The sequence below is a fragment of the Sphaerospermopsis reniformis genome (assembly GCF_005402885.1).
In the GTDB taxonomy this organism is placed as follows: domain Bacteria; phylum Cyanobacteriota; class Cyanobacteriia; order Cyanobacteriales; family Nostocaceae; genus Sphaerospermopsis; species Sphaerospermopsis kisseleviana.
In genome coordinates, this window is record NZ_BJCE01000021.1 from 18541 (window position 1) to 39859 (window position 21319).

The 21319-nt window shown below is 37.5% G+C and carries 20 protein-coding genes; 9 read left to right on the top strand and 11 right to left on the bottom strand.

Features of this window, described 5'->3' with window-relative positions; genetic code table 11:
* The first annotated feature begins 37 nt into the window (after window positions 1-37).
* Window positions 38-1321 carry a glycosyltransferase gene (locus FFR48_RS05130; RefSeq protein ID WP_137666583.1) on the top strand — a complete coding sequence of 428 codons (1284 nt, stop codon included), beginning with the start codon at window positions 38-40 and terminating at the stop codon, window positions 1319-1321.
* Window positions 1322-1342: 21 nt separating this feature from the next.
* Here the strand turns inward: FFR48_RS05130 and FFR48_RS05135 are convergent, their stop codons facing one another.
* Together FFR48_RS05135 and FFR48_RS05140 are read right to left on the bottom strand one after the other, a co-directional pair.
* On the bottom strand, window positions 1343-2650 hold the full coding sequence (locus FFR48_RS05135) for a glycosyltransferase (protein ID WP_137666584.1): 1308 nt from the start codon (window positions 2648-2650) through the stop codon (window positions 1343-1345).
* Between the two features lie 313 nt (window positions 2651-2963).
* Window positions 2964-3752: a TIGR01548 family HAD-type hydrolase gene (locus FFR48_RS05140; RefSeq protein WP_137666585.1), complete on the bottom strand. Its 789-nt coding sequence runs from the start codon at window positions 3750-3752 to the stop codon at window positions 2964-2966.
* 372 nt (window positions 3753-4124) lie between these two features.
* On the opposite strand from FFR48_RS05140, the gene FFR48_RS05145 reads away from it, so the two are divergent.
* Window positions 4125-4736: a hypothetical protein gene (locus FFR48_RS05145; protein ID WP_199291192.1), complete on the top strand. Its 612-nt coding sequence runs from the start codon at window positions 4125-4127 to the stop codon at window positions 4734-4736.
* Window positions 4737-5005: 269 nt separating this feature from the next.
* On the opposite strand, the gene FFR48_RS05150 is transcribed toward FFR48_RS05145, so the two are convergent.
* Complete coding sequence (locus tag FFR48_RS05150; protein WP_137666586.1) at window positions 5006-5818, bottom strand: DUF8623 domain-containing protein; 813 nt, start codon at window positions 5816-5818, stop codon at window positions 5006-5008.
* Between the two features lie 449 nt (window positions 5819-6267).
* Between FFR48_RS05150 and murG the strand changes: the two genes are divergently transcribed.
* On the top strand, window positions 6268-7344 hold the full coding sequence (gene murG, locus FFR48_RS05155) for an undecaprenyldiphospho-muramoylpentapeptide beta-N-acetylglucosaminyltransferase (RefSeq protein ID WP_137666587.1): 1077 nt from the start codon (window positions 6268-6270) through the stop codon (window positions 7342-7344).
* Between the two features lie 184 nt (window positions 7345-7528).
* Here the strand turns inward: murG and FFR48_RS05160 are convergent, their stop codons facing one another.
* From FFR48_RS05160 to FFR48_RS05170, 3 genes are all read right to left on the bottom strand, one after another.
* Complete coding sequence (locus tag FFR48_RS05160; RefSeq protein WP_137666588.1) at window positions 7529-8359, bottom strand: squalene/phytoene synthase family protein; 831 nt, start codon at window positions 8357-8359, stop codon at window positions 7529-7531.
* A gap of 787 nt (window positions 8360-9146) precedes the next feature.
* A complete protein-coding gene (locus FFR48_RS05165) occupies window positions 9147-10805 on the bottom strand; it encodes an iron uptake porin (RefSeq protein WP_137666589.1) in 1659 nt (552 codons plus the stop codon).
* A 210-nt stretch (window positions 10806-11015) separates the two neighbouring features.
* Window positions 11016-11258 (bottom strand): DUF7219 family protein, encoded by a 243-nt coding sequence (locus FFR48_RS05170; protein WP_137666590.1) that lies wholly within the window; start codon window positions 11256-11258, stop codon window positions 11016-11018.
* 254 nt (window positions 11259-11512) lie between these two features.
* Between FFR48_RS05170 and modA the strand changes: the two genes are divergently transcribed.
* A complete protein-coding gene (gene modA, locus FFR48_RS05175; protein ID WP_137666600.1) occupies window positions 11513-12307 on the top strand; it encodes a molybdate ABC transporter substrate-binding protein in 795 nt (264 codons plus the stop codon).
* A gap of 246 nt (window positions 12308-12553) precedes the next feature.
* On the opposite strand, the gene FFR48_RS05180 is transcribed toward modA, so the two are convergent.
* Complete coding sequence (locus tag FFR48_RS05180) at window positions 12554-13015, bottom strand: phosphate-starvation-inducible PsiE family protein (RefSeq protein ID WP_096567814.1); 462 nt, start codon at window positions 13013-13015, stop codon at window positions 12554-12556.
* 217 nt (window positions 13016-13232) lie between these two features.
* Here FFR48_RS05180 and FFR48_RS05185 point away from each other — a divergent pair, with 217 nt between their 5' ends.
* A complete protein-coding gene (locus FFR48_RS05185; RefSeq protein WP_096567816.1) occupies window positions 13233-13409 on the top strand; it encodes a DUF2283 domain-containing protein in 177 nt (58 codons plus the stop codon).
* A gap of 35 nt (window positions 13410-13444) precedes the next feature.
* On the top strand, window positions 13445-14911 hold the full coding sequence (locus tag FFR48_RS05190; RefSeq protein ID WP_137666591.1) for a protein kinase domain-containing protein: 1467 nt from the start codon (window positions 13445-13447) through the stop codon (window positions 14909-14911).
* A 177-nt stretch (window positions 14912-15088) separates the two neighbouring features.
* Here the strand turns inward: FFR48_RS05190 and FFR48_RS05195 are convergent, their stop codons facing one another.
* The 4 genes from FFR48_RS05195 to FFR48_RS05210 all read right to left on the bottom strand — a co-directional run bounded on the left by FFR48_RS05195 (window position 15089) and on the right by FFR48_RS05210 (window position 17931).
* The gene (locus FFR48_RS05195; protein WP_137666592.1) at window positions 15089-15613 is read right to left on the bottom strand and encodes a GNAT family N-acetyltransferase; all 525 of its coding nucleotides are present in this window, start codon (window positions 15611-15613) and stop codon (window positions 15089-15091) included.
* Window positions 15614-15788: 175 nt separating this feature from the next.
* Window positions 15789-16202 carry a chorismate mutase gene (gene aroH / locus FFR48_RS05200; protein ID WP_137666593.1) on the bottom strand — a complete coding sequence of 138 codons (414 nt, stop codon included), beginning with the start codon at window positions 16200-16202 and terminating at the stop codon, window positions 15789-15791.
* Between the two features lie 94 nt (window positions 16203-16296).
* Window positions 16297-17118 carry a signal peptide peptidase SppA gene (gene sppA / locus FFR48_RS05205; RefSeq protein ID WP_096567824.1) on the bottom strand — a complete coding sequence of 274 codons (822 nt, stop codon included), beginning with the start codon at window positions 17116-17118 and terminating at the stop codon, window positions 16297-16299.
* Between the two features lie 516 nt (window positions 17119-17634).
* Entirely contained in the window at window positions 17635-17931 is a 297-nt protein-coding gene (locus FFR48_RS05210; protein WP_096567826.1) for a hypothetical protein, read from the bottom strand.
* A gap of 404 nt (window positions 17932-18335) precedes the next feature.
* On the opposite strand from FFR48_RS05210, the gene FFR48_RS05215 reads away from it, so the two are divergent.
* The 3 genes from FFR48_RS05215 to FFR48_RS05225 all read left to right on the top strand — a co-directional run bounded on the left by FFR48_RS05215 (window position 18336) and on the right by FFR48_RS05225 (window position 21133).
* Window positions 18336-19133: an MlaE family lipid ABC transporter permease subunit gene (locus FFR48_RS05215; RefSeq protein ID WP_137666594.1), complete on the top strand. Its 798-nt coding sequence runs from the start codon at window positions 18336-18338 to the stop codon at window positions 19131-19133.
* 160 nt (window positions 19134-19293) lie between these two features.
* Window positions 19294-19680 carry a DUF3119 family protein gene (locus FFR48_RS05220; protein ID WP_096567830.1) on the top strand — a complete coding sequence of 129 codons (387 nt, stop codon included), beginning with the start codon at window positions 19294-19296 and terminating at the stop codon, window positions 19678-19680.
* A gap of 139 nt (window positions 19681-19819) precedes the next feature.
* A complete protein-coding gene (locus FFR48_RS05225) occupies window positions 19820-21133 on the top strand; it encodes a DUF3086 domain-containing protein (protein WP_137666595.1) in 1314 nt (437 codons plus the stop codon).
* Window positions 21134-21319 lie beyond the last annotated feature (186 nt).

The following is a 21319-nucleotide window of genomic DNA, read 5'->3' on the forward strand; positions in this document are numbered from 1 at the left end:
TGGTATAAAACATTGTAATTTACCAAAAAACTATAACATGACTCATTACTGCTTAATTTGCCCAGCATCCACTGGTCATTGGAACACCATGTTACCATTAGGCAAAGAATTACAACAACGTGGCCACCGTGTTACCCTGATAGGTGTTCCTGATGCACAACCCAAAGCACAAGCAGCAGGGTTAGAATTTCAAGTCATGGGTGAAACAGAATGTCCCCCAGGTTCAACAGCAGAAGCTTTGGCTAAATTAGGTGAATTAAGTGGACAGGAAGCACTAAAATACACAATCAAACTCTTTAAAGAACAAATCAACATCAAAATCAGAGACATCCCCAAAATTGTCAAAGATGCAGGTATAGAAGCACTACTAATAGATCAGACTTTTGCAGAAGGTGGTACTATTGCTGAAATTTGTGGGATGCCTTTTATTACTATTTGTAGTGCAGTAGTTTTAAATCGAGAACCCAGCGTTCCCCCATTTATGACAAATTGGAATTATAACCCGACATGGTGGGGAATACTGCGTAATAAATTAGGTTATAAATTATTAAATAAAGCAACTCAACCGATTACAGAATTAATAGATAGCTATCGTCAAGAAAACAATTTACCTGCATACTCTCAAGTTAATAATCGTTATTCTCCATTAGCACAAATAAGTCAACAACCAGCAGAATTAGAATTTCCCAGAAAAGAATTACCCCAGTGGTTTCATTTTACAGGGCCATATCATAATTCCACAGGTCGGGAAGTTGTTGATTTTCCCTTTGATAAATTAACCGGACAACCATTAATTTATGCCTCATTGGGAACTTTGCAAAATCGTTTATTACCAGTTTTTCAAACTATTGCCGCAGCTTGCAAAGATTTAGATGCACAATTAGTTATTTCTTTAGGTGGTTCAGCCGATCCTCAAGTTCTCCAAGGACTACCAGGAAATCCTTTAGTAGTGCGTTATGCACCCCAGTTACAACTATTAGAAAAAGCCAATCTCACCATTACCCATGCAGGACTAAATACTACATTGGAATGTTTAACAAATGGTGTACCAATGGTAGCAATTCCCATTGCTAATGATCAACCGGGAGTAGCATCTAGAATAGTTTGGTCAGGATGTGGGGAAGCTATTCCTGTGAAGAAAGTGAATGTGAATAATTTGCGGAAAGCGATTACAAAAGTCCTCACGGAAGAATCTTATAAGAAGAATGCTTTGAGGTTGCAAGCTGCAATTCAAAAAGCGGGAGGAGTTAAGCGAGCAATTGATATTGTCGAACAGGCTATATCTACAGGTAAACCTGTTTTAGCTGATGTTAATAGATAACACAAAATTATATTTTTGATGCTATCTCATGAGAGAATTTACTTCTTCCAGGAGCATTTTTTCTACAATATCTGCTGCTTTGTTTAGACCTCCGGTATTTTTCAGAATTACAGATATACGGTTTGCAACTTCTGTATAAGTTGAACTCATTAGCAAAGTATTAATTTTTTCAATTACCTGAGAACGATTAAACTTTTGTTTGTTCAACTTCAGACCAACTCCTATATCTACAATACGTGCTGCATTGTAGTGTTGATCTCCAAAAAAAGGTAAAGCTAATATTGGCTTTGCCGAATAAAGAGCTTCGTTAATACTATTCATTCCACAATGACTAACAAATACTCGAACATTTGGATGAGAAAGAACAGCTTGCTGGGGAACAAAATCTTCTACACGAAATGAAGATGGTAAATTTGTAAGAATATTCTGTTGTTGTTTTGGTAAAGACCAGAGAACTTTTAACCCAGTTTTTTCTAGTCCTGCTACTAATTCTTGACATTGCCACTGTTCTATATTTGCAAGAGTACCAAACGCAACATATATTATTCCCTTACCTTCTGGATCATCTTCCAACCATTGACTTAAAGAAGAATCTATAGGTTCAGGTGTTTTTGGCAAAATTGGTCCAACCATTTTTACCCAAGGAGGTAATGGTCGTGAAATTTCAAAAGCAAAATCTGTACCCACTATGATTGGTTTTTTGTCAAAAGGATCATCTAATTTTTTATTTCCAGCACACTCCTGACGAATTTTATTCAGTTTAATTGCCGTAGGCGCAAGATAAGGAATTAGTAAAGTTGGTCTAATAAAATTAAAGAAGCGTTGCCATACATTCATTGTTATAGAATAAGATGTACCGAACCGGGGATATTGATCATTAGTCTTGACAAAATTACCTAAAAATCTACTTTGGATAATATATGGTATGTTCATCTTTTGAGCTAAATCCATGGCTGGAATAGCAGCACGATCAATAATTAACAGATCAGGTTGATACTTATTAAAAATAGGAATCAAATTTTCATACATCGGACGATAGGAACTAATCAAGCGTTTCAACATCATCTGTTCACCACGTAAGGTACTTTTTTCTTGAGAAATATCCTTCCAGAAATCTTCTGTTTTATGATTGTTATTATTCGTTGTTTCATTTGATTTTATTTGCCAAGGAATAAATTCAGCACCAGTTTTAGATACCCAATTCTTAGCACTTTCAGAAATAACAAATCGGACTTGATATCCTCGTTGAACAAGTTCGGTAGCCATGGCTATCATTTGATTAGTATGTCCAAGTAAAGGCAAAGAAACAAACATTATATTTTTGTCCATTTTTATTACCAAAATTTATTTTTCATATTATCATATTTTTAGCTTACCTTATTAAATACTCAAGATAATAAATGACAAATATGAACTGGACAGAAAACTCAATTGTCATTTATTCAAACCCTAGATACTATCATGTAGAAGACTAGTCTCCTTTATCTATAAACAAAGGAATTGGAGGGAGTCAAGAAGCAATAGACATCTCCGAAAATTAAATATGCATTATCTGAAACTCTTGGTAGGGACAATTCATGAATTGTCCCTACATCTTTTTCGGAGAAGTCTAATTCATCTGAAAACATTAAATTGCAGATGATTATATTTCCCACCCCAAAATTTCATCCGGTGTCAATTCCTGCACATTACTAAACACTACCTTTGCACCTGCTTTAATCATTGTTTCAGTATAAGCTTCTTGACGTGCTACCGTTCCCTGAACATGAGGTGGTAAAACTCCCACACCTACCCAAGTACGAGAATTATCTAAAATCTTGGCTTTTTCAACGGTGTGCATATCTGCAACTGTATCACCCACATAAATCACAGTTTGCTTTTTCTCACCACCATTTTCTAATAAATCAATAGTTGCAAATAAACCCGTCGGATCAGGTTTACCCGGTGCATCTTCCATCGCAATTAAAACCGGAGATTTTAAACCCAAACGTCTTTCTAAAATATAGTTAGCAGAACCGCGAGTAGCACCGCTAAAAAATCCCCAATCAATACCAGCTTGTGTTAGTGCTTCTAAATAACTAGCTTGTAACAATAAAGGTTCATCACAAATATAACCATTCCAATTTTCTGAATCTGTTCCGCGATAACGAGATTGAAAATAGACAACTATATCTTCATAATTTAATGCTAATTCTTCTCTATTTTTTCCCTGACTCACAAAGTAACGGTAAATTAATTCTTGAGAACCTTCCCAATCATTATTCCAAATTCCCTCAGATTTGAGATTATCAATATCTACATCTGTGGGACGATAGACTTGATGAGTAAAATGCTCTACAGTATCTGCTAAAGCGCGACGATAAGAACCGCTAACATCACGAATTACACCATCAATATCGAAAACGATCATTATATTGGTTTGTTTAGTCATAGTCACAGGTAATAGCTGTTTTTTAGAGTTTAGACCCAATTCACCATAGATTTTAATAGATTCAGAGGTATGAGACAAAAAAATTTTTGCCTTTGAAGTCTGTAACTGGAGAAGATATCAGTGGGGAGCATTGCTGTCTGTATCAGGACTTTCACCCACAAATTTCAGATTAGCTATAGGATGGTATGAGTGGGGATCACCAAGGTTTATCCTCCTGTAGCTAGAGAAAAGGTTAAAACTTTATGCCGTAAATTCCAGTAGTCTAAGTACAACAAAATCTGTATTCTTGTCAGGACTAGACATAGGGGGTACAACCCCTGGTATCATAGTTAAACAGGAATAAAAATTACACAATTACGGAGGTGCATCTCTATGCTTAGAGGTAATACGAAAAAACAATTAACCTATTCTCCTCAAAGTCAATTAGCCTATTTTCATAGGAAAAAATTTAGCTATTACCCGGACAAACAATACACCTATTACCCTCAAAAAAAAGTCAGCTATTACCCGGACAAAAAATACACCTATTACCATTTAATTGCTGTATTTATAACCGGGTTGATAGGAGGATTGACAATCAATAATCTTTATCACAATTATCATTACCAAAGTGTACTTGATTCACCATCTTTAGAGTCAGCAAAAGCAAAAAAAACAGCCGTTGTCAAAGTTACTGCTCACATTATCACAATAGACAAACAAACAGCCTTCAATTCTGTCTGGAATCTGCCACAAGTACAACGCAAAGCCAAAGAGATTGAAAGTCTTTCTAAAGGCAGTATTCGTTTGTCCGCACTTGTTGAAAGTTCTCCTACTACCGATAGACCTTTTTATATAGTGAGAGTGTTTGAAAATCATCCAGATAAAACTACCAGTCCGGTTTATTGGTTTAAAGTTTCCAGTTCTACTGGTGTCATCCAACCTTTAGATTTGGTGCAGAACGAATACATAGCTCTGGAAAAATGGAATCCTGATGGACGGTAATAGTTTAAGCTTGGTCATGTCTTAAATAACGAATCGGTAATCCTTTTGATTTTTCTCTAGTCTCTAGTCCTTGCATTTTGTTTTTTTAACTACTTTAATCAAACAAATTTTGACCAGAAAAATATCTTATTAAATAGGATTTTGGACTTGTTGTTGACTTAAGTCAATGGAGAAAGGTGAAGGGCAAAATTGTCTTAACGAAGGCAGAAGGCAAGAAGCAGTATCTTATTCTCCCCAATCACCAATCACCTCTTCCCCAATCACCAATCCTATTTTTTCACAACTTTGAGACGCTGAGTAATCATTGTCATGCCATCATTACGCAGGATGACCGCAGAAATCCATTGTTGTCCAGGGGTAGATGGTGCAGTTCCGGTTTTAAATAGTCCTCCAGCAGAGAGTAATTCTAAATTTACTGGTGTGGGGTTGAGATATTTGCTGGGTTGGATGGTTTCTTCCATAGCACTTCCCAATAGGAAATCATTACCTAATGGTTCTTGGACAATAGCATCAAAGCTATATTTCTGACCAACTTTTACCTGTTGTGGTAATTTAATTTCTACTTGGGGTGGTTGGTTGCCGGAGGTAAGCTGGGTGCGTTCGGATAAAATCTCTTGGTGCAGGATTTCTGTACCTGCTATGCGCTGACGGGATGTAATGGTAGCATTGAGAGTTAGATTATTACGGTTAGAAGATGGTAAACCTGTGATTGTGGTGACTGTTTCTGCAATGATGGTTTTGCCTTCTGATTTCCAAGATTTTAGTCTAGTGCTGTATCGTAGTTGAGGATATCGCTGCCAGAAAGATTTTAAAGCTTGTTCCATTGTTTGGCGGTTTAATCCATCGCCATGAGTGAATTTGGGGCTGTAAAATTGCATTACGCCTTTAATATCACCCCGACTAGAGGCTGTGTCAATTTGTGTGAGGAGGTTTTTTAGTGCTGGGGGTGCATTTTCCGGTTGAGCAGCTTGAGCAATTTGCCCATTACTGGTTAAATTCAGTGTCAGTAGGCAGGACAACAGGGAAATACTGCCAGTTAATGTTTTGTTGTGGTTCATTAATAAAGCAATAATATTAGTCATTGATTATAGTTTACTGATTTACTCACAGAAGGTCAGGAATTTACAGCAGGAGTCAGGAGTCTTAGGGGCGAAGTAGGGGCGAAGCATTCGGGCGATAAATTATCAATTTTATGAAAAGGTTATCTTCCGAATGCTTCGCCCTTACAGGAGTCAGGAGTCAGGAGTAAAACTCTATTTATGTCTAGGTTTCAAATGAGATTCTGTACCTCATTGATATGTAATCTGCTGTATTTATCAACAACCGCATGAAGTAGAATGTTTGGCGCTACCTTGATTGTAATGGATATGTTAAAAGTAAGGCGGTTTCATTGTTAAATGGTTGTCAGTAGTGGTGACAGCTATCACTATGCTAATCAAGGTTTTTGCAGTTTTGTTAATTCGGATGACTCCGGGTAAATTAATTGCATAACTATGATATATTTCGATGGTTTTAGGAAATATAGGTTTCAATGCCAAACGCACGGTTAAAATTACTCATAGCTGCTAGTGGGACTGGTGGACATTTGTTTCCGGCGATCGCATTAGCTGATAAATTACAAGAATATGAAATTGAATGGCTTGGTGTCCCCAATAGACTGGAAACTCAGCTTGTACCTAGCCAATATCCTTTGCATACCATTGCTGTGGAAGGGTTTCAACAAGGTTTAAGTCTTGCCTCTGTGGGTATCCTGTTTAAACTCATTGGTGGAATTTTGCAGGTGAGACGCATTCTTAAACAAGGAAATTTCCACGGATTATTTACTACTGGCGGTTATATTGCTGGTCCTGCGGTGATTGCGGCTCGTTCTTTGGGTTTACCTGTGGTTTTTCATGAATCTAATGCTTTACCTGGTAAGGTGACACGATTTTTTGGACCTTGGTGCAGTGCGGTGGCTGTGGGTTTTGATGTGGCTGCTAAGTATTCGCCTGGTGTTAAAACTGTCTGTGTGGGTACTCCTGTGCGATCGCAATTTTTGGCTCAGGAAATTGCAGAAAATTTAGATTTACCTATCCCTGATGGTGCGCCTTTAATTGTGGTTTTTGGCGGTAGTCAAGGTGCGGTAGCGGTGAATCAGTTGGTGCGCCAGTCTGCTCCGGCTTGGTTTGATGCTGGTGCTTATATTGTACATTTAACAGGCGATCGCGATCCAGAGGCGGCTAGTTTACAACATCCCCAGTATATATCATTACCATTTTACGATAATATGGCGGCTTTGTTACGACGGGCTAATTTAGCTATTAGTCGTTCTGGTGCGGGGAGTTTAACCGAGTTGGCGGTGTGTGGTACACCAGCAATTTTAATTCCTTATCCTTTTGCGGCGGAAGATCATCAGTCTTTTAATGCAGCGGTGTTTACTGAAGTTGGTGCGGCGTTGAGTTTTCAGCAGTCTGAGTTGACACCAGAAATTTTGCAACAGCAGGTTTTAGATTTGTTGCAATCTCCAGCAGATTTAGCCAAGATGGGAGAGAAAGCAAAAGCGATCGCAACTCCCGATAGTGCTGATAAGTTGGCTGCTTTGGTGCGGGAAGTGTTATTTAATAATTGACAATTGAGAATTGTCAATTATCAATTGATAAAAAGTTGATTAAATTTAACGGGAGCATCCCAAATGTGTAAGTTTATTTTTTTTGATTGAACCGCAAAGGACACAAAGTACACAAAGGTAAGAGGGTTTCGGAGAGTTTTTGGTGTAGCGGCGGTTATTTTTTCAAAATTGGGATGCTGCCAATTTAACCAGCTATGACATTGACATCAATGAAATTTTCAATCAAAGCATAAACATCACTACGGCTGAGTTTTTCTTTACCATTGGCTAACGCCTCCAGTGTACCGTGAGCTAAAGCCAAAGGAATTTGACAGAACTGCAAAGCAGGTCCTGGCGGGAGAGAGTTAGTATAACTATCAGCTAAGGACAGATTACGACGAGCATATTTTTGTAGATGTTCGTAATGCCAACCTTCTGGGAAAAAGTCTACACCACGGGTTAAATCTTCAGCATTATTACGTAAAATATTTACAGCTTGTAAACCTCTACCAAAAGCGATCGCCTGAGTACGGTTAGTTTCTGTGCCATCGTACCATGACCATAAATCTGAGAGTAACAAGCCCACCGCACCTGCCACCCCAAATGTGTAACGATCTAAATCAGATTCGGTTTCTATTTTCCAATTTCTTTCTGCCCAATAAGCCATCCTATCAGCCATTGCTGCTGTTGCATCCCAAATGCGAGGGGCAATACTCTCAGGTGCTAGTATTGACCATTCTCTCACCCGTAGACTCACTTCTGCTAAAGAATTTTCGTAACCTTTAAATCCTACAGCAAAAGCATCCACCGCAAAACCATCAACCCCAGCTTGCAACGTCTGGCTAATGTTGTGTAACAAATGCGCTTTTGTAGCATTATCCAATTCTGGATGATCTTCAATTTCATCAATGGCACGCATACATAAGTAAGCTGATGCTACAGCTTCTTGCAATCCTGACGGTAAAATACTGATGGGTATATAAAAAGTTCTACTGGTTTCTTTGAGGATTTGCAAGGCATCTTGGCGTAAATCCATTATTTCACTCCTCTGTTGATTTTCACACCATACCGGAATTTTAGATTTTTTGATGATACTGGATTTAGTTTCTACTCCCAAATCTAAAAAACTATCTCGTATTTCATCGAAAAATTAGTAGTTTATGGTATCGCAATTAACAAAAATCTCAAATCTAGCAAATTATAGTCTAGTAACGATTTAGGACTTACGCAAGATTGTACTAAAAACCTGATTCTTGCGTAGGGATAATTCATGAATTACCCCTACTCATGAATTACCCCTACTTTCGTTCTATTTTGCGTAAGTCTTGCTATTTTATAATAATCTCTGTGTAGTTGATGCAAAAAAGTTAAAAATAATGCTTATATACTAATAAAAAACTCTAGGATTTACGCACAAGTCACAAAAGAATTAACAACTCCTAGCACAGAGAACACAGAGGAATAGGAGTTTGGGAGAGTTTTTGCTAAGTCCTATTTCTAACTCCTTGAACTCCTGATAACTGATAAGTAGGTCTATCCAGATCCCCGATTTCTCAGAGAAGTCGGCGATCTAGCTCCTCAACATTTTATGTTTAATTAGGGCTTGCTGAATAAAGATGAAAAGATTACAGGTAAAGGGTCTTAGCCTGCTGGAAGTTAAAAAAGTGCAAGCTTTTACGAGGTAGAAACTTAAAAACCTTGCATTTAATTCCTACTCAAAGGAAAAATCGTTCCCATCCAACTCTTGAAACTGTCACCTGTCACCTGTCATCACGACAAAACTTTTTCAGCAAACCCTAATTATGTTGACCTGTCACCTTTACTTAAAATCGGAATGTGGTGCGAATCACTCCTGTATAAATGGTGTCGTTATTGCTGTTATGTTCTGGGTTGAAAATCACTATTAAACCAGGAGTAATGGAGAGATTACTATTCACTTGATAACGGTATAGTGCCTCTAAATGGTAGGAAGTATCACTATCTAAACGTCGGGGACTGGTTGCAGTGGGAACTGCTGGACCAAAATCATTACTGGTGACTTTTGGCGGTTGACCAAAAATAATTCCTGCCAAGTTACCTTTTTTACCTAAATCGGGTAAACCTAAAGTTACCGCCCAGTTCCAAATGTCTGCTGTATCCCCTCTGTTGACATTTGTGGCATTATTTTCTGCGATCGCCTGAGTATAACCCACCCAGCCAGAAAGTACAAATTGGGGACTAAAACGATAGCTCGTTTGTAACCCATAATGATTAGCAGAAGTAGCAACACCACCACCAAAAGGACTATTAGCAAAAACGCTACCCTCCGCACCAGAAACACTCACATCTCCAGCCACAGCACCACTAAAATAAGAATGGGCATAGGCTAAAGCCAAAGTCAAATTTTGATTAGGTTGGAAAGCTAACTGTGCTAAAGCACCATAAGTACCATCAAACAAACCCCGACTTTCATCCGGGTTATCAGCATTTCTCGCTAAATAACCACCAGAAAAAGTAATTTTATCACTCAGTTTAAAAACCGCACTTACACCAGCACCTCTACCACTAGCTAAACCAGTATTACTAGCACGGTAAATAGGTGAAAAGCGACCAAACCGAGATAATGCACCAGTTGTAGCGGCTGACAATAAAGGGTTAACAGTATTGAAATTGTCAAAAAATGAACCACCAATAGCATCCACAGTCACATTGACTTTATCACCTACCGGAAAGTTGTAGAACAATTTACCAACTTCTACGGTGTTATTAGCATTAACAGTGGTATCCCAACCCAAACGGGTCATTTGTGTACCAGAAACAGCACCGTTAAAAGCAATAGTATTGTTAGCTTTTAATATGAGTCGTAAGCGGTCTTTACCACTAAAACTGGTATCAAAAATTAACCGCACCCGATCAGAAAAGATGGTATTATCTTGTAAACTGCTGCGTGCTGCACCTGTGCGCCATTGGTCAGAGTTCAGTGGTCTATCTCCACCAAATACACTACCCACTGTGAAAATTACATCACCACTTAATTTAGTAGTTGTGGAAAATTGCTCACTTTCTAACACCGCAGTCCGACTTTCTAAACCATCCAATCTTCCCCGCAATTCTACTAATCCATCAGCATATTCTTGTTGTAATTTTTGCAGAGTTTCTAAATCTTCCTTTTTCACAGCATCAGCCGTACTTGTGGCAATTAATTCTTGAACCCTGTTCAGACAAGCATTTAAACCAGCAGCAAACTCATAGCGAGTCATAGCTCGATTACCCCGGAAGGTACTGTTAGGGTATCCAGCAATACAACCATATCTCTCTACTAAAGATTGCAAAGCTTGAAAAGCCCAGTCTGTAGGTTGCACATCAGCAAGTTGGGAAACTGATGTTACCTGCTCTAAAGTATTTTCTGTTTCTGGAGTCGGAGTTTGAGCCATCACACCCATTGTACTTCCCGCAACCAGTAAAGGAGCTATCCAAAAGGAATTTTGTACAAAACTAGACATATACCTCACACATGAAAATCAAAAAATTTTACCAAATTGGTTGGTAAACTTGCTATACCAACTTAAATAAAAGTTCACACCTGTATCCGTGATAAATACCGCAGCATTTACCCGTTGGAAGTAATAAAATAATTAGATATTTAGTTGTAAAAGTTAAAGTTTAAATTGCAATATTCATCGCAATATTCAACCCAAAAAATCATTTGTTGTTTAAAGATTTAGCTGCTTTTTAGACAGTTTTAACTGCTTCCATAGCCTTTGAATTTGAGTGTAAGCATCCTCTGGAGAAAGCTTGCCGTTAGTCTGTAAATTACATATATAGTTCACTCGCTGGGAAAATTCTTGTAAATTGGCATTAAAAGTTATGTACTCTGGTTTGAACTGACCGTAATACCTATTAATAGGATAAAGAAACTCATGTAAGGTAATTAAAAAATCTTTATCATGTGACATATTCATTACTTTTGTTTGTGTCAGTAGAAAAACTATAAAAGTATTAACATTGGGGTATTTTTTGCTCAACCAACTAAGTTGGTATAAACACCTTATACCAACCTTAAAGGGAAAAAAGTATTGTAGTATACAAAAAATAGAATATAGATATGTAAATATTTACCAACTTACATGGTAAAAATTTGGTAGCATTGCCAATACTCCACGGAGTGTCAATTATTATGAAAGAAAATTTCTCAAAAACACTTTTTTCCGTGAAAAGAAGACGATTAATGATATTAATTGCTACAGCCTTAACCACAATGCTGATAGCAATTGGTATACCAACCCTTACTTCCGCCCCTGTAGTAGCACAGTCTAATACCAACTTACTGGTATCTGCCGCTGCAAGTTTACAAGAGGCTCTAGAAGAAATTAAGCCCCTATACCAACAAACCAACCCCAACATCAACATTACTTACAACTTTGGTAGCTCTGGTGCTTTACAGCAACAAATAGAACAAGGTGCGCCAGTGGATGTTTTTATATCTGCGGCAAAAAGACAGGTAGATGCTTTAGAACAAAAAAATCTTTTACTTCCTGGTAGTCGTACCATCATTGCTAAAAATCGCCTAGTTTTAGTTGTACCAGGTAATATTTCTGGTATTAGTAGTTTTTACAATTTCAAAGATACAAGAGTCAAAAAAGTAGCTATTGGTGAACCTAGAAGCGTACCCGCAGGGCAATATGCACAACAAGTATTACAGAAATTGAAAATTTGGGATCATATCAAATCAAAACTGGTTTTTGCTAACAATGTGCGTCAAGTTTTATCATTTGTAGAAAGTGGCAATGCTGATGCGGGTTTAGTGTATTCTACTGATGCCAAAATTTCTAATAAAGTCAAAGTTGTCGTTGCGGCTGACGAAAAATATCATTCTCCAATTATTTATCCCTTAGCCATACTCAAACGCAGTAAAAACGTTGATACAGCTAAGAATTTTTCTCAGTTTTTAGCTAGTGATAAAGCTAAAGCTGTATTTAGAAAGTATGGGTTTATTCTGCCTTAACTATTGTTGTAAGCATTCAGCTATCAGCAGTCAGCTAAAACTCCTTTTCAGGCTAATTTTTCAGTATTTTGAGGGGGCTTATAAATCCCAGATAATAGCTGATTACTGAGGGCTGAATACTTACCTATCGCTGAAATTAAATTCCTGTATTTCTCAATCAAATCTTGTGGGGTGGGCATCTTGCCCGCCCTAATTATTTAAAGTAAATGACATCCTTGATCTTCACTTTTAAAGTCAATAAAATCCTTAATCTTCACTCATTTTTTCACTAATGTTGACGTTTCCAAATAACTTATTTATCCAAGGACTAGCAATAAAAATTCCTGCTAGTACCAACAAAAATACAGAAATTCCAAAAATTTGGTCACGGGGAATTTCTAACACACCACGTAAAATAATTTCTCTTAACGCAGAAACAATAGTAATTTCTACCGCAGCACCTACAGAAATACTATGTTCTTGCAGATAATCAACCAAAAGCCTAAATAATTCCACAAGTATCAAGATAAACAAAATATCAGATGTTACTTCCCGCAAATCTAATGGATGCAAAAAGGAGATAAACATATCTCCTAATCTGATGAGCATCACACAAAATAAACCTACGCAAAGAGAAATAACAATAACATCTTGAAAAAGTTCTAAATTACGGACAATTCTATCTCTCTTAAACCAACTATTTACTTCTACAAGTATGCGTTTTGGCATAGTCGCTACAGTATATTTATTTTTATGGGTGGTAAAAAGTAATCTTAAATTAAAATCCAAATTTACAATGTTTATCGAGAGCATTAATAAACTTTTATGAATTATTTCCGCCCAACTCAATAAGTAGACAATAACAGAAAATAGCTACTAAAGAGATTAATGATAGCTTAGAAGCTTCTTACAGAACTAGCAAAATTGAGAAATACTGGAGCGAATCATGAAAATTACTTATGACTCAGAAGTTGACGTTTTAAGGATTATCTTTAGTAATGCAGAAATTGAAGAAAGTGATGAAGAAAAACCAGGAATCATTTTAGACTATGACGAAGTTGGAAATATTATAGGAATTGAAATAATAGTTTACACATCAGATAGGATTGCTATATGCTTATAATTGGTAAGTATCAAAAACCTATCCTGTAGCAGTGCATGAGCTACTGTATCAATCCTAGCTGTCCCAAACCACAAAACCCCAAACAACCCTTATTTTGTCAAGCTTGTGGTTCTGAGTTACTTTTAGAGGGGTGTTATCGAGTCATTCGTCCTTTGGGTGGTGGTGGTTTCGGTAAAACCTATGAAGTGGAAGACTCTGGTGCAAAGAAAGTTCTCAAGGTTCTGTTTAATACAGTTCCTAAAGCGGTGGAACTATTTCAGCAAGAAGCGGAAGTGTTAAAACGACTCAACCATCCCGGTATTCCTAAAGTTGAATCAGATGGTTACTTTATTTATTTTCCTAGAGATGCTAAAGAACCCCTGCATTGTTTGGTGATGGAAAAAATTGAGGGAATGAACTTAGAACAATACATGATTCAACGTAACCATCAACCCATCGGTGAACGTGCTGCTGTAAGATGGTTGAAACAGATAGTTGAAATTTTACAACAAGTCCATCAACAAAATTATTTTCATCGAGATATTAAGCCACCTAATATTATGTTACGCCCCAATGGGCAGTTAGTATTAATTGATTTTGGGACAGCACGGGAAGTTACACAAACTTTCATGAAGAAGGTAGCAGGACAGCAAGTGACAGGAATTATTTCCGCAGGTTATACACCATCGGAACAAGTAAATGGTAAAGCTGTTCCGCAATCAGATTTTTTTGCTTTGGGGCGGACTTTTGTTTATTTGTTAACAGGTAAGTCTCCTGATAATTTTCATGAAGATGCACGAAATGGAAAGCTAATTTGGCGAAATCATGCTGTGGGTATTTCTCCGGGTGTAGGAGATTTGATTGATTATTTAATGTCTCCATTTCCAGGAAATCGTCCTAAAGATACGCAGGAAATATTAAATTGTATTAGTGTAATTGATGGTTCTTTTAAACCTGAATTTCATCAAACCAGTAATTTTAAATATGGAAGTTTTTGGTTGCGTTTATTAGCTTACTGTATGGATATTCTGATTTTAACTATTACTATATCTTTATGGTGGAAAATATTTTTTAATTTTTTCCCTTTATTACCAGACTATACCATCAATAATGTTGGTGCTTTTGGATATTCTTTAATTTTTACATCATTAACTACCATAGGAGGAGTTTTTGGAGAATTAATTGCTATGATATTATTTCTTCATTCTTTCAATGATCCAACAGAACCTTTATTTGCTTTTATCATACCTAGTTTTGGTTTTATTGGTAAATGGCTATATTTTACCTGTTTTGAAAGTTCTCATTTACAAGCAACTTTGGGCAAAATGATGTTAGGTTTAAAAGTTACTAATATCTCTAATATGCGGTTAAAGTTTGGTCAGGCAAATGTAAGATTTTGGAGTAAAAGTATTTCTGGTTTAATATTATTGATAGGTTTTATTATGGCTTTTTTTACAGAAAAAAGACAAGGTTTACATGATAAGATTGCTAGAACTTTAGTTATTAAAAAATCATCTCCATAATTACACATCATTTATTTTCTTCTTGCAACATGGAAAAAGGGTAAAAATTGGCATGGAATGGATGAAGATGAACGTGAATCATTTATAGATGATTTAGCTGCACAACAGCTTAGACAATGCAACCAATAGTTGTATTTGATAAAAACATTCTCTGAATTATTGGTTATTTCCTATCTCTTAAATATCATAACCCATAATATAATCATCCATCACAAACCCACCACCAAAATCTATTACTTTACTCTCAATAATCTTAAACCCAAATCGAGTATAAGCTTTAATTCCTTTTACATTCCTTTTATTAACATTGAGTATAATTTTCTGCAAATTCATATCTTTAGCTTTTTGACAAACATGAGATAACATTATTTGTCCATAACCAAACCCATGCAGTGCAGGTAATAAATAACATTTATGTAATTTCAAACAATTAATATGATTAAGATTATCTTTTACTTCCGCACCATAAGATAAATAACCAACTATTTGATTATCTTTAACGACTTTATCATAAAATATTCCTAGCTGATAAATTTCTTTTTCAATTATTTCAAGAGCATACATTTTATCTAACATATACTCTATTTGTTCAATACTGATAACGCCGGGATAGTGACTACACCAAATTTCTCGACTAACTTTGATCAGTTCCTCAAAATCAGTATCTAATAACTTTTCAATTTTGATTGTTAAATTATTCATATATGGCAAGTTACAGGAAACAGGTGACAGGTGACAGTGTGAAAAGTCTTTAGGTATGTAGGTTTGATCATCAAGTGATGTCCTAAGCGACTTGTCTGTTGTGATATCAAGTGAATTTTACTCCTGACTCCTGACTCCTGACTCCTGACTCCTGACTCCTAAATTCTGCTATATTTTAAACTTTAGTTTCTAGCGGGTGCTGAGAAGTTTGTAAAGTTTGCGGTAAACCCCAATCTGGACGCAATTTAGCCGCTTGACGCAAATAAATGTGGTGAACGGGGGCGGAAGTTGGCAAATAGGCGTGAATTAAAAAGCGGATACAACGCTGTAAACTGCCTTCGACGTGCATTTGTTGGACATCCAACATAGCTACACTATCCCATAAAGGACGACGGCGGGCGATCGCTGCTGGGAAAATAGCATCTAAGTCACGGGTGACAGAAAAAGTAACACTTAAAATTTCTGTTGGTTCTAGTTTATTCCGTCGTTCCAGTTCATTAATTAATTCTGTCACCGCTTCTGTAATTGATTCTACGCTATTTTCGGCAACGGTTGTTGCACCACGAATTGCCCGCATTTGCCATTCCACTTCCAAAGTCCTCCTGAATTAGTCATGAGTTATTAGTCACTAGTCATTAGTCATCAGTACACAGACTGGTAACTAGTGACTATTGACAATTAATCTACGGTCTATATAACCACAAGGGTAAACCACTTGTAGACATTTCAAATTCCAGCCAATCAATTCCAGCCGCAATTTGTGATTTCGACTGACTACTACCTGGTAGAACTCGACTCAATAATGGTTTACGTTCTTCTAGCGTATAACAAGGAGTTTTTTCTGGATCAAGTCCGACTAATTCCGCTGTCCAGCGTCGTGCATCTTCTTCTGTTCCCAAACGGTCTACAACCCCTAATTCTAAGGCTTGTTCTCCGGTGAAAATGCGCCCATCAGCGAAATTTTTAACTGTTTCTACCTCCAAGGAACGAGCCTGTGCTACTGTCTCTACAAACTGCTGATAGCTGACATCTATCAATTCTTGCAGGATGTTTTCTTCTGGTTCTGTCAGTTCCCTGTCAAAAGATAATATATCTTTATAAGGTCCAGACTTGATCACCTTAAAGGAAACACCTACTTTTTCTAACAGACGTTCTAAGTTGTTTCCCCGTAAAATCACGCCGATACTACCTGTAATTGTGCCTGGGTTAGCCATAATGTGTTCCGCTCCCATGCCAATATAAACGCCTCCAGAAGCCGATATATTGCCAAAACTCGCTACGATTTTGGTTTTTTTGCTCAATCGCTTCAAGGCGCTGTATATTTCTTGGGAATCTCCTACAGTACCCCCAGGGCTATCAATACGCAGCAGTAAAGCGGGAAATTTTTTCTCTTCTACTGTTTTTAGGGCTTCTAACACTCGTTTGCGGGTAGCACTGGCGATCGCACCAGTTATTTCAATCCGAGCAATTTGTTTACGAAACTTGGGTTTAAACGGCCAGATCATGAGTAATCTAATCAGTTAATAGATTTAATATAAATTGTCCAGCGGTCAGATGACCTCTTCGACTCTTTTCAGAAGATTAAACCAGCAAGTATGAAGCTATTTAAATTTTAAGGAAATTTTTAGATTTGGTTTATAGTGTTGTTTGCTATATTTCTTAATAAAGGAATATTTCTTTAAATGTTCCATTCTCAACCAAACTCTGTACTGGTTTGTTGCGTGATTGTCAAAAATCACCATTTCCAAAACACAATCTAAGTTGGTAACAGTACAGCAATTATACAGTTGCTCATACATCTATCTTTTTTTACAGCACAATTTAACAGCATAATGCAGAGTTATTAGTCACAAGCGACTAATGACTAAAAAACCTTACTTACAAAAAATCACAGCAATAACTGAGCTATGCCAAAAAATAGTTAAAGTCAGGGATAGCAGCAGATTTGTTTATAAGAAAGTTAATTTAGTTGTTAATTGTCATTAAATCAAAGAGAGACGTTATCTAACTTTCTGAGTTACTTAGGAATCAATACGCAGTATTTGATACCGATAATAAGCATAGATATCAAAAAGCCCACCCACAAAACCGAAAGTAAGACTGATAACAAATAAGCCATTGATAGGACTACCAGTACCAAAAGTAGCCAGAAAATGCAAAATCTGAGCGGGTACTTCTTCAGTTAGTCCTTGCAAACCGGGGACAAAGCCAAAAAGGCATAAACAGATTAATATACCGCCCACCAAGAATATCGGAGCAATAAAACTGAAAACAGTAGTAAGCAAGAAAGATCGGAGAAAGTTGGTAAAAAGATTCATAATCAGGCAATCTCCAAGAGTAAGGTGAATGATAGCCAAGAAGCAGTACGTTAATTTCTACAATACGTGCGATCGCTCCTGAAAAGTTAATTTGTCAAAAATCTTAAGTTTTCATTAAAAGAAAAGTTAATATAACCCTCAAGTGATGAGGCTATGTTGATGGCTTCCAAAGGGTAAAATACCTGATATATCAAGATTTTTGGCGTTTAACAACGTCGTAACATATTTAATCAAGCAAAATAAGCTGCTTAATTTTCTGAGAGAATCTTTAAACTAAGTTAATGTTTGGGGATTGGGGACTGGGGATTGGGAAAAATAACTAATGACTAATGACTAATGACTAATGACAAAAAACCAATAACTTTCGCTATTCTTAAAGCATTCACTGAGTTAGATAGAAAACATTGAGCCAGACTATATCCAAATCCGGTTTAGGTGCATGGACCCAGCGATTACTAGCAGCGATTTTTTTAGGTGGACAAGTGATAGTTCACCTGATGAAAGGCAAAATCCATCGCCGTAATACCTTAGAACAACTAGCCGCCGTCGGTCCAGATTCCCTGTTTATCGCCTTATTGACGGCCGTTTTTGTAGGTGCAGTATTTACAATACAGGTAGCACGGGAGTTTATCAACTTTGGCGCAGGAAACTTAGTTGGGGGAGTATTAGCAGTAGCCTTAACCAGAGAACTGACACCAGTGCTAACAGCAGTGATTTTAGCCGGGCGAGTTGGTTCTGCATTTGCCGCTGAAATTGGCACAATGCGGGTTACAGAACAAATAGATGCCCTGTTGATGTTAAAAACAGACCCCATTGATTATTTAGTTATTCCTCGTATCCTGGCTTGTTTATTAATGCTGCCTATCTTAACCTTGTTATCCTTAGTTACTGGCATGGGTGGGGGACTAATAGTTGCCATCAATATTTACAACCTCTCAGATACAGTATTTTTAGACTCAGCCCGTAACTTCTTGGATATTTGGGACATCGTTAGCGCCATGATTAAAGCAGGCTGCTTTGGCGTTTTAATTGCTATTATTGGTTGCAGTTGGGGTTTAACCACCACAGGAGGAGCGAAAGGTGTGGGACAATCAACCACAACTGCCGTTGTTACCGCCCTGCTGATTATTTTTATTAGCAACTTTTTTCTATCATGGTTAATGTTTCAGGGAACAGGTGGGGGATTCACTCCTGGACTCTGATGATGACTAGTGATTGGTGATTGGTGATTGGTGATTGGTGATTGGGTTAGCAACCTCCCTATCTCCCCTGATTCCCTATTCCCTATTCCCTATTCCGTATTCCGTATTCCCTATTCCCTATTCCCTATTCCCTATTCCCTATTCCCTATTCCCTAAAATTATGACTACTTCATCAGTACCTAACGCCCTATCTACGGTGGAACTCAAGCCAAGTTACAATATCCCTATTGTGTTGGTGCTTGGTTCTATTCCCCTACTGCTTTTGCAACCTTGGGTTGGAGGAGCGATCGCACTGCTAGGATTATTTTTAATGTTGCAAGCTGTAACCTTGCGATTTCAATTTACTGCTACTGATTTTGATCTTTACCGGGGTGAAAAGTTAATTCGGCGTTTTCCTTACCGAGAATGGCAAAACTGGCGGATTTTCTGGGATAGAGTTCCCATTTTGTTTTACTTTAAAGAAATCAACAGCATTCACTTTTTACCGATTTTATTTGACCCCAAGACCTTAAAATCTTGCTTAGAAGAACGTTGTCCCAGAATATGAATAGTCAACGGTTGGTAGACTGATAACTGATAACTATAGCAGGAGTCAGGAGTCCGTAGGGGCAAACCCCCCGTGGTTGCCCGAAAAACGCCCGTACTATGGCTATAATTTAGTCGCGTTAATAATTACAATCCTATTTATGAACCCAGAGGAATCCCAAACTCCAAAACCGATAGATGACTGGTGGGAAGAAACGCCGCATGAAATTTCCACAGATGAAAAACAGGCGGAAATATCAGCAAATTTATCGGATGATTCACCATTAGAGACAGAAACATCAACTCCAGCACAACCATCAGCAAAGGAAGTTGATGTAGAGTCTGCAATGATGAACACAGAAACACAAACGTCAAAAACAGTAGAAACAGTAGAAAAAATAGATAATAAATTCCTGGAATCAGAATCAGAATTTAATTCACTATATGCAGTAGCAGCGCAACGAGTAGCTGAGTTACAGGAAACCGAAGCCGCACTCAAAGCAGAAATATCTCAACTGCAAATTACTTACAAAACCCTTCAGGGACAGGTTAGCGAAACTCAAACAGCACTCTCGAAAATGGTGCAAGAGTCCCTTTCATTGTTAGAACAACGTAAACAGGCATTGCAAATTTCTGTAGAACAGCTAGAACGACGACAAGAACGCATTAGAAATGAAATGCGAACGACTTTTGCAGGTACGTCTCAAGATTTGGCTATTCGGGTACAGGGTTTTAAAGATTATCTCACAGGTAGTTTACAAGATTTGGCAGCCGCAGCGGAACAATTGCAACTGGTGCCGGCTGTGAGGGAAAAAGAAAGAGAAAAACCAGCCATAAAAGAGGCGAAAAAAGAATCCAAACCTGTTGAAGAACAGTCTCAGACTTTGCAATTTGCCCAACAACAGTTTCAAGATACAACAAAACAAATTCGCCGTTTAATTGATCAATATCGCAACCAACCAGATTATTATGGTCCTGCATGGCAGTTAAGGCGCACTTTTGAACCTGTTCACGCTGAAAGAGTATCTAACTGGTTTTTTACCTTAGGAGGACGGGGTGCGCTGCGGACGATGGGTAGTCGTTTGCAGAATATTTTGATTGCTTCAGCGGCAATTTCGATTTTACATAAATTATATGGCGATTACGCGGAGCGTAGTGCCGGGGGCGATCGCCTACGTACTCTGATTTTAGCTAATAGTCCCGAACGTTTGGGCGAATGGCGACGGGGTTTACAAGATTGTTTAGGTATTGGTCGTCCTGATTTTGGACCAGACAGAGGTGTGGTATTATTTGAATCACCTAACGCTTTAGCCCAAAAAGCAGATAGATTAGTTAAATCTAATCAAATGCCGTTAATTATCATTGATGATTCTGAGGAGCAAATTAGTTTAGGCTTATTACAATTCCCTTTGTGGTTAGCTTTTGCACCAGATCCGAAAATGATGCGCGATCGAGATTTTGATGATGATTTTTAATTATAGGGAATGGTGACTGGTGATTGGTGATTGGTGATTGGTGATTGGTGACTGGGGAAAAAAATTTTAGATTTTAGATTTTAGATTTTAGATTGGAGTTAACAAAAACAATCCAAAATCCAAAATCCAAAATCCAAAATAAATAACTCCTGACTCCTGACTCCTGATAGCGACTTGTACTGAGCC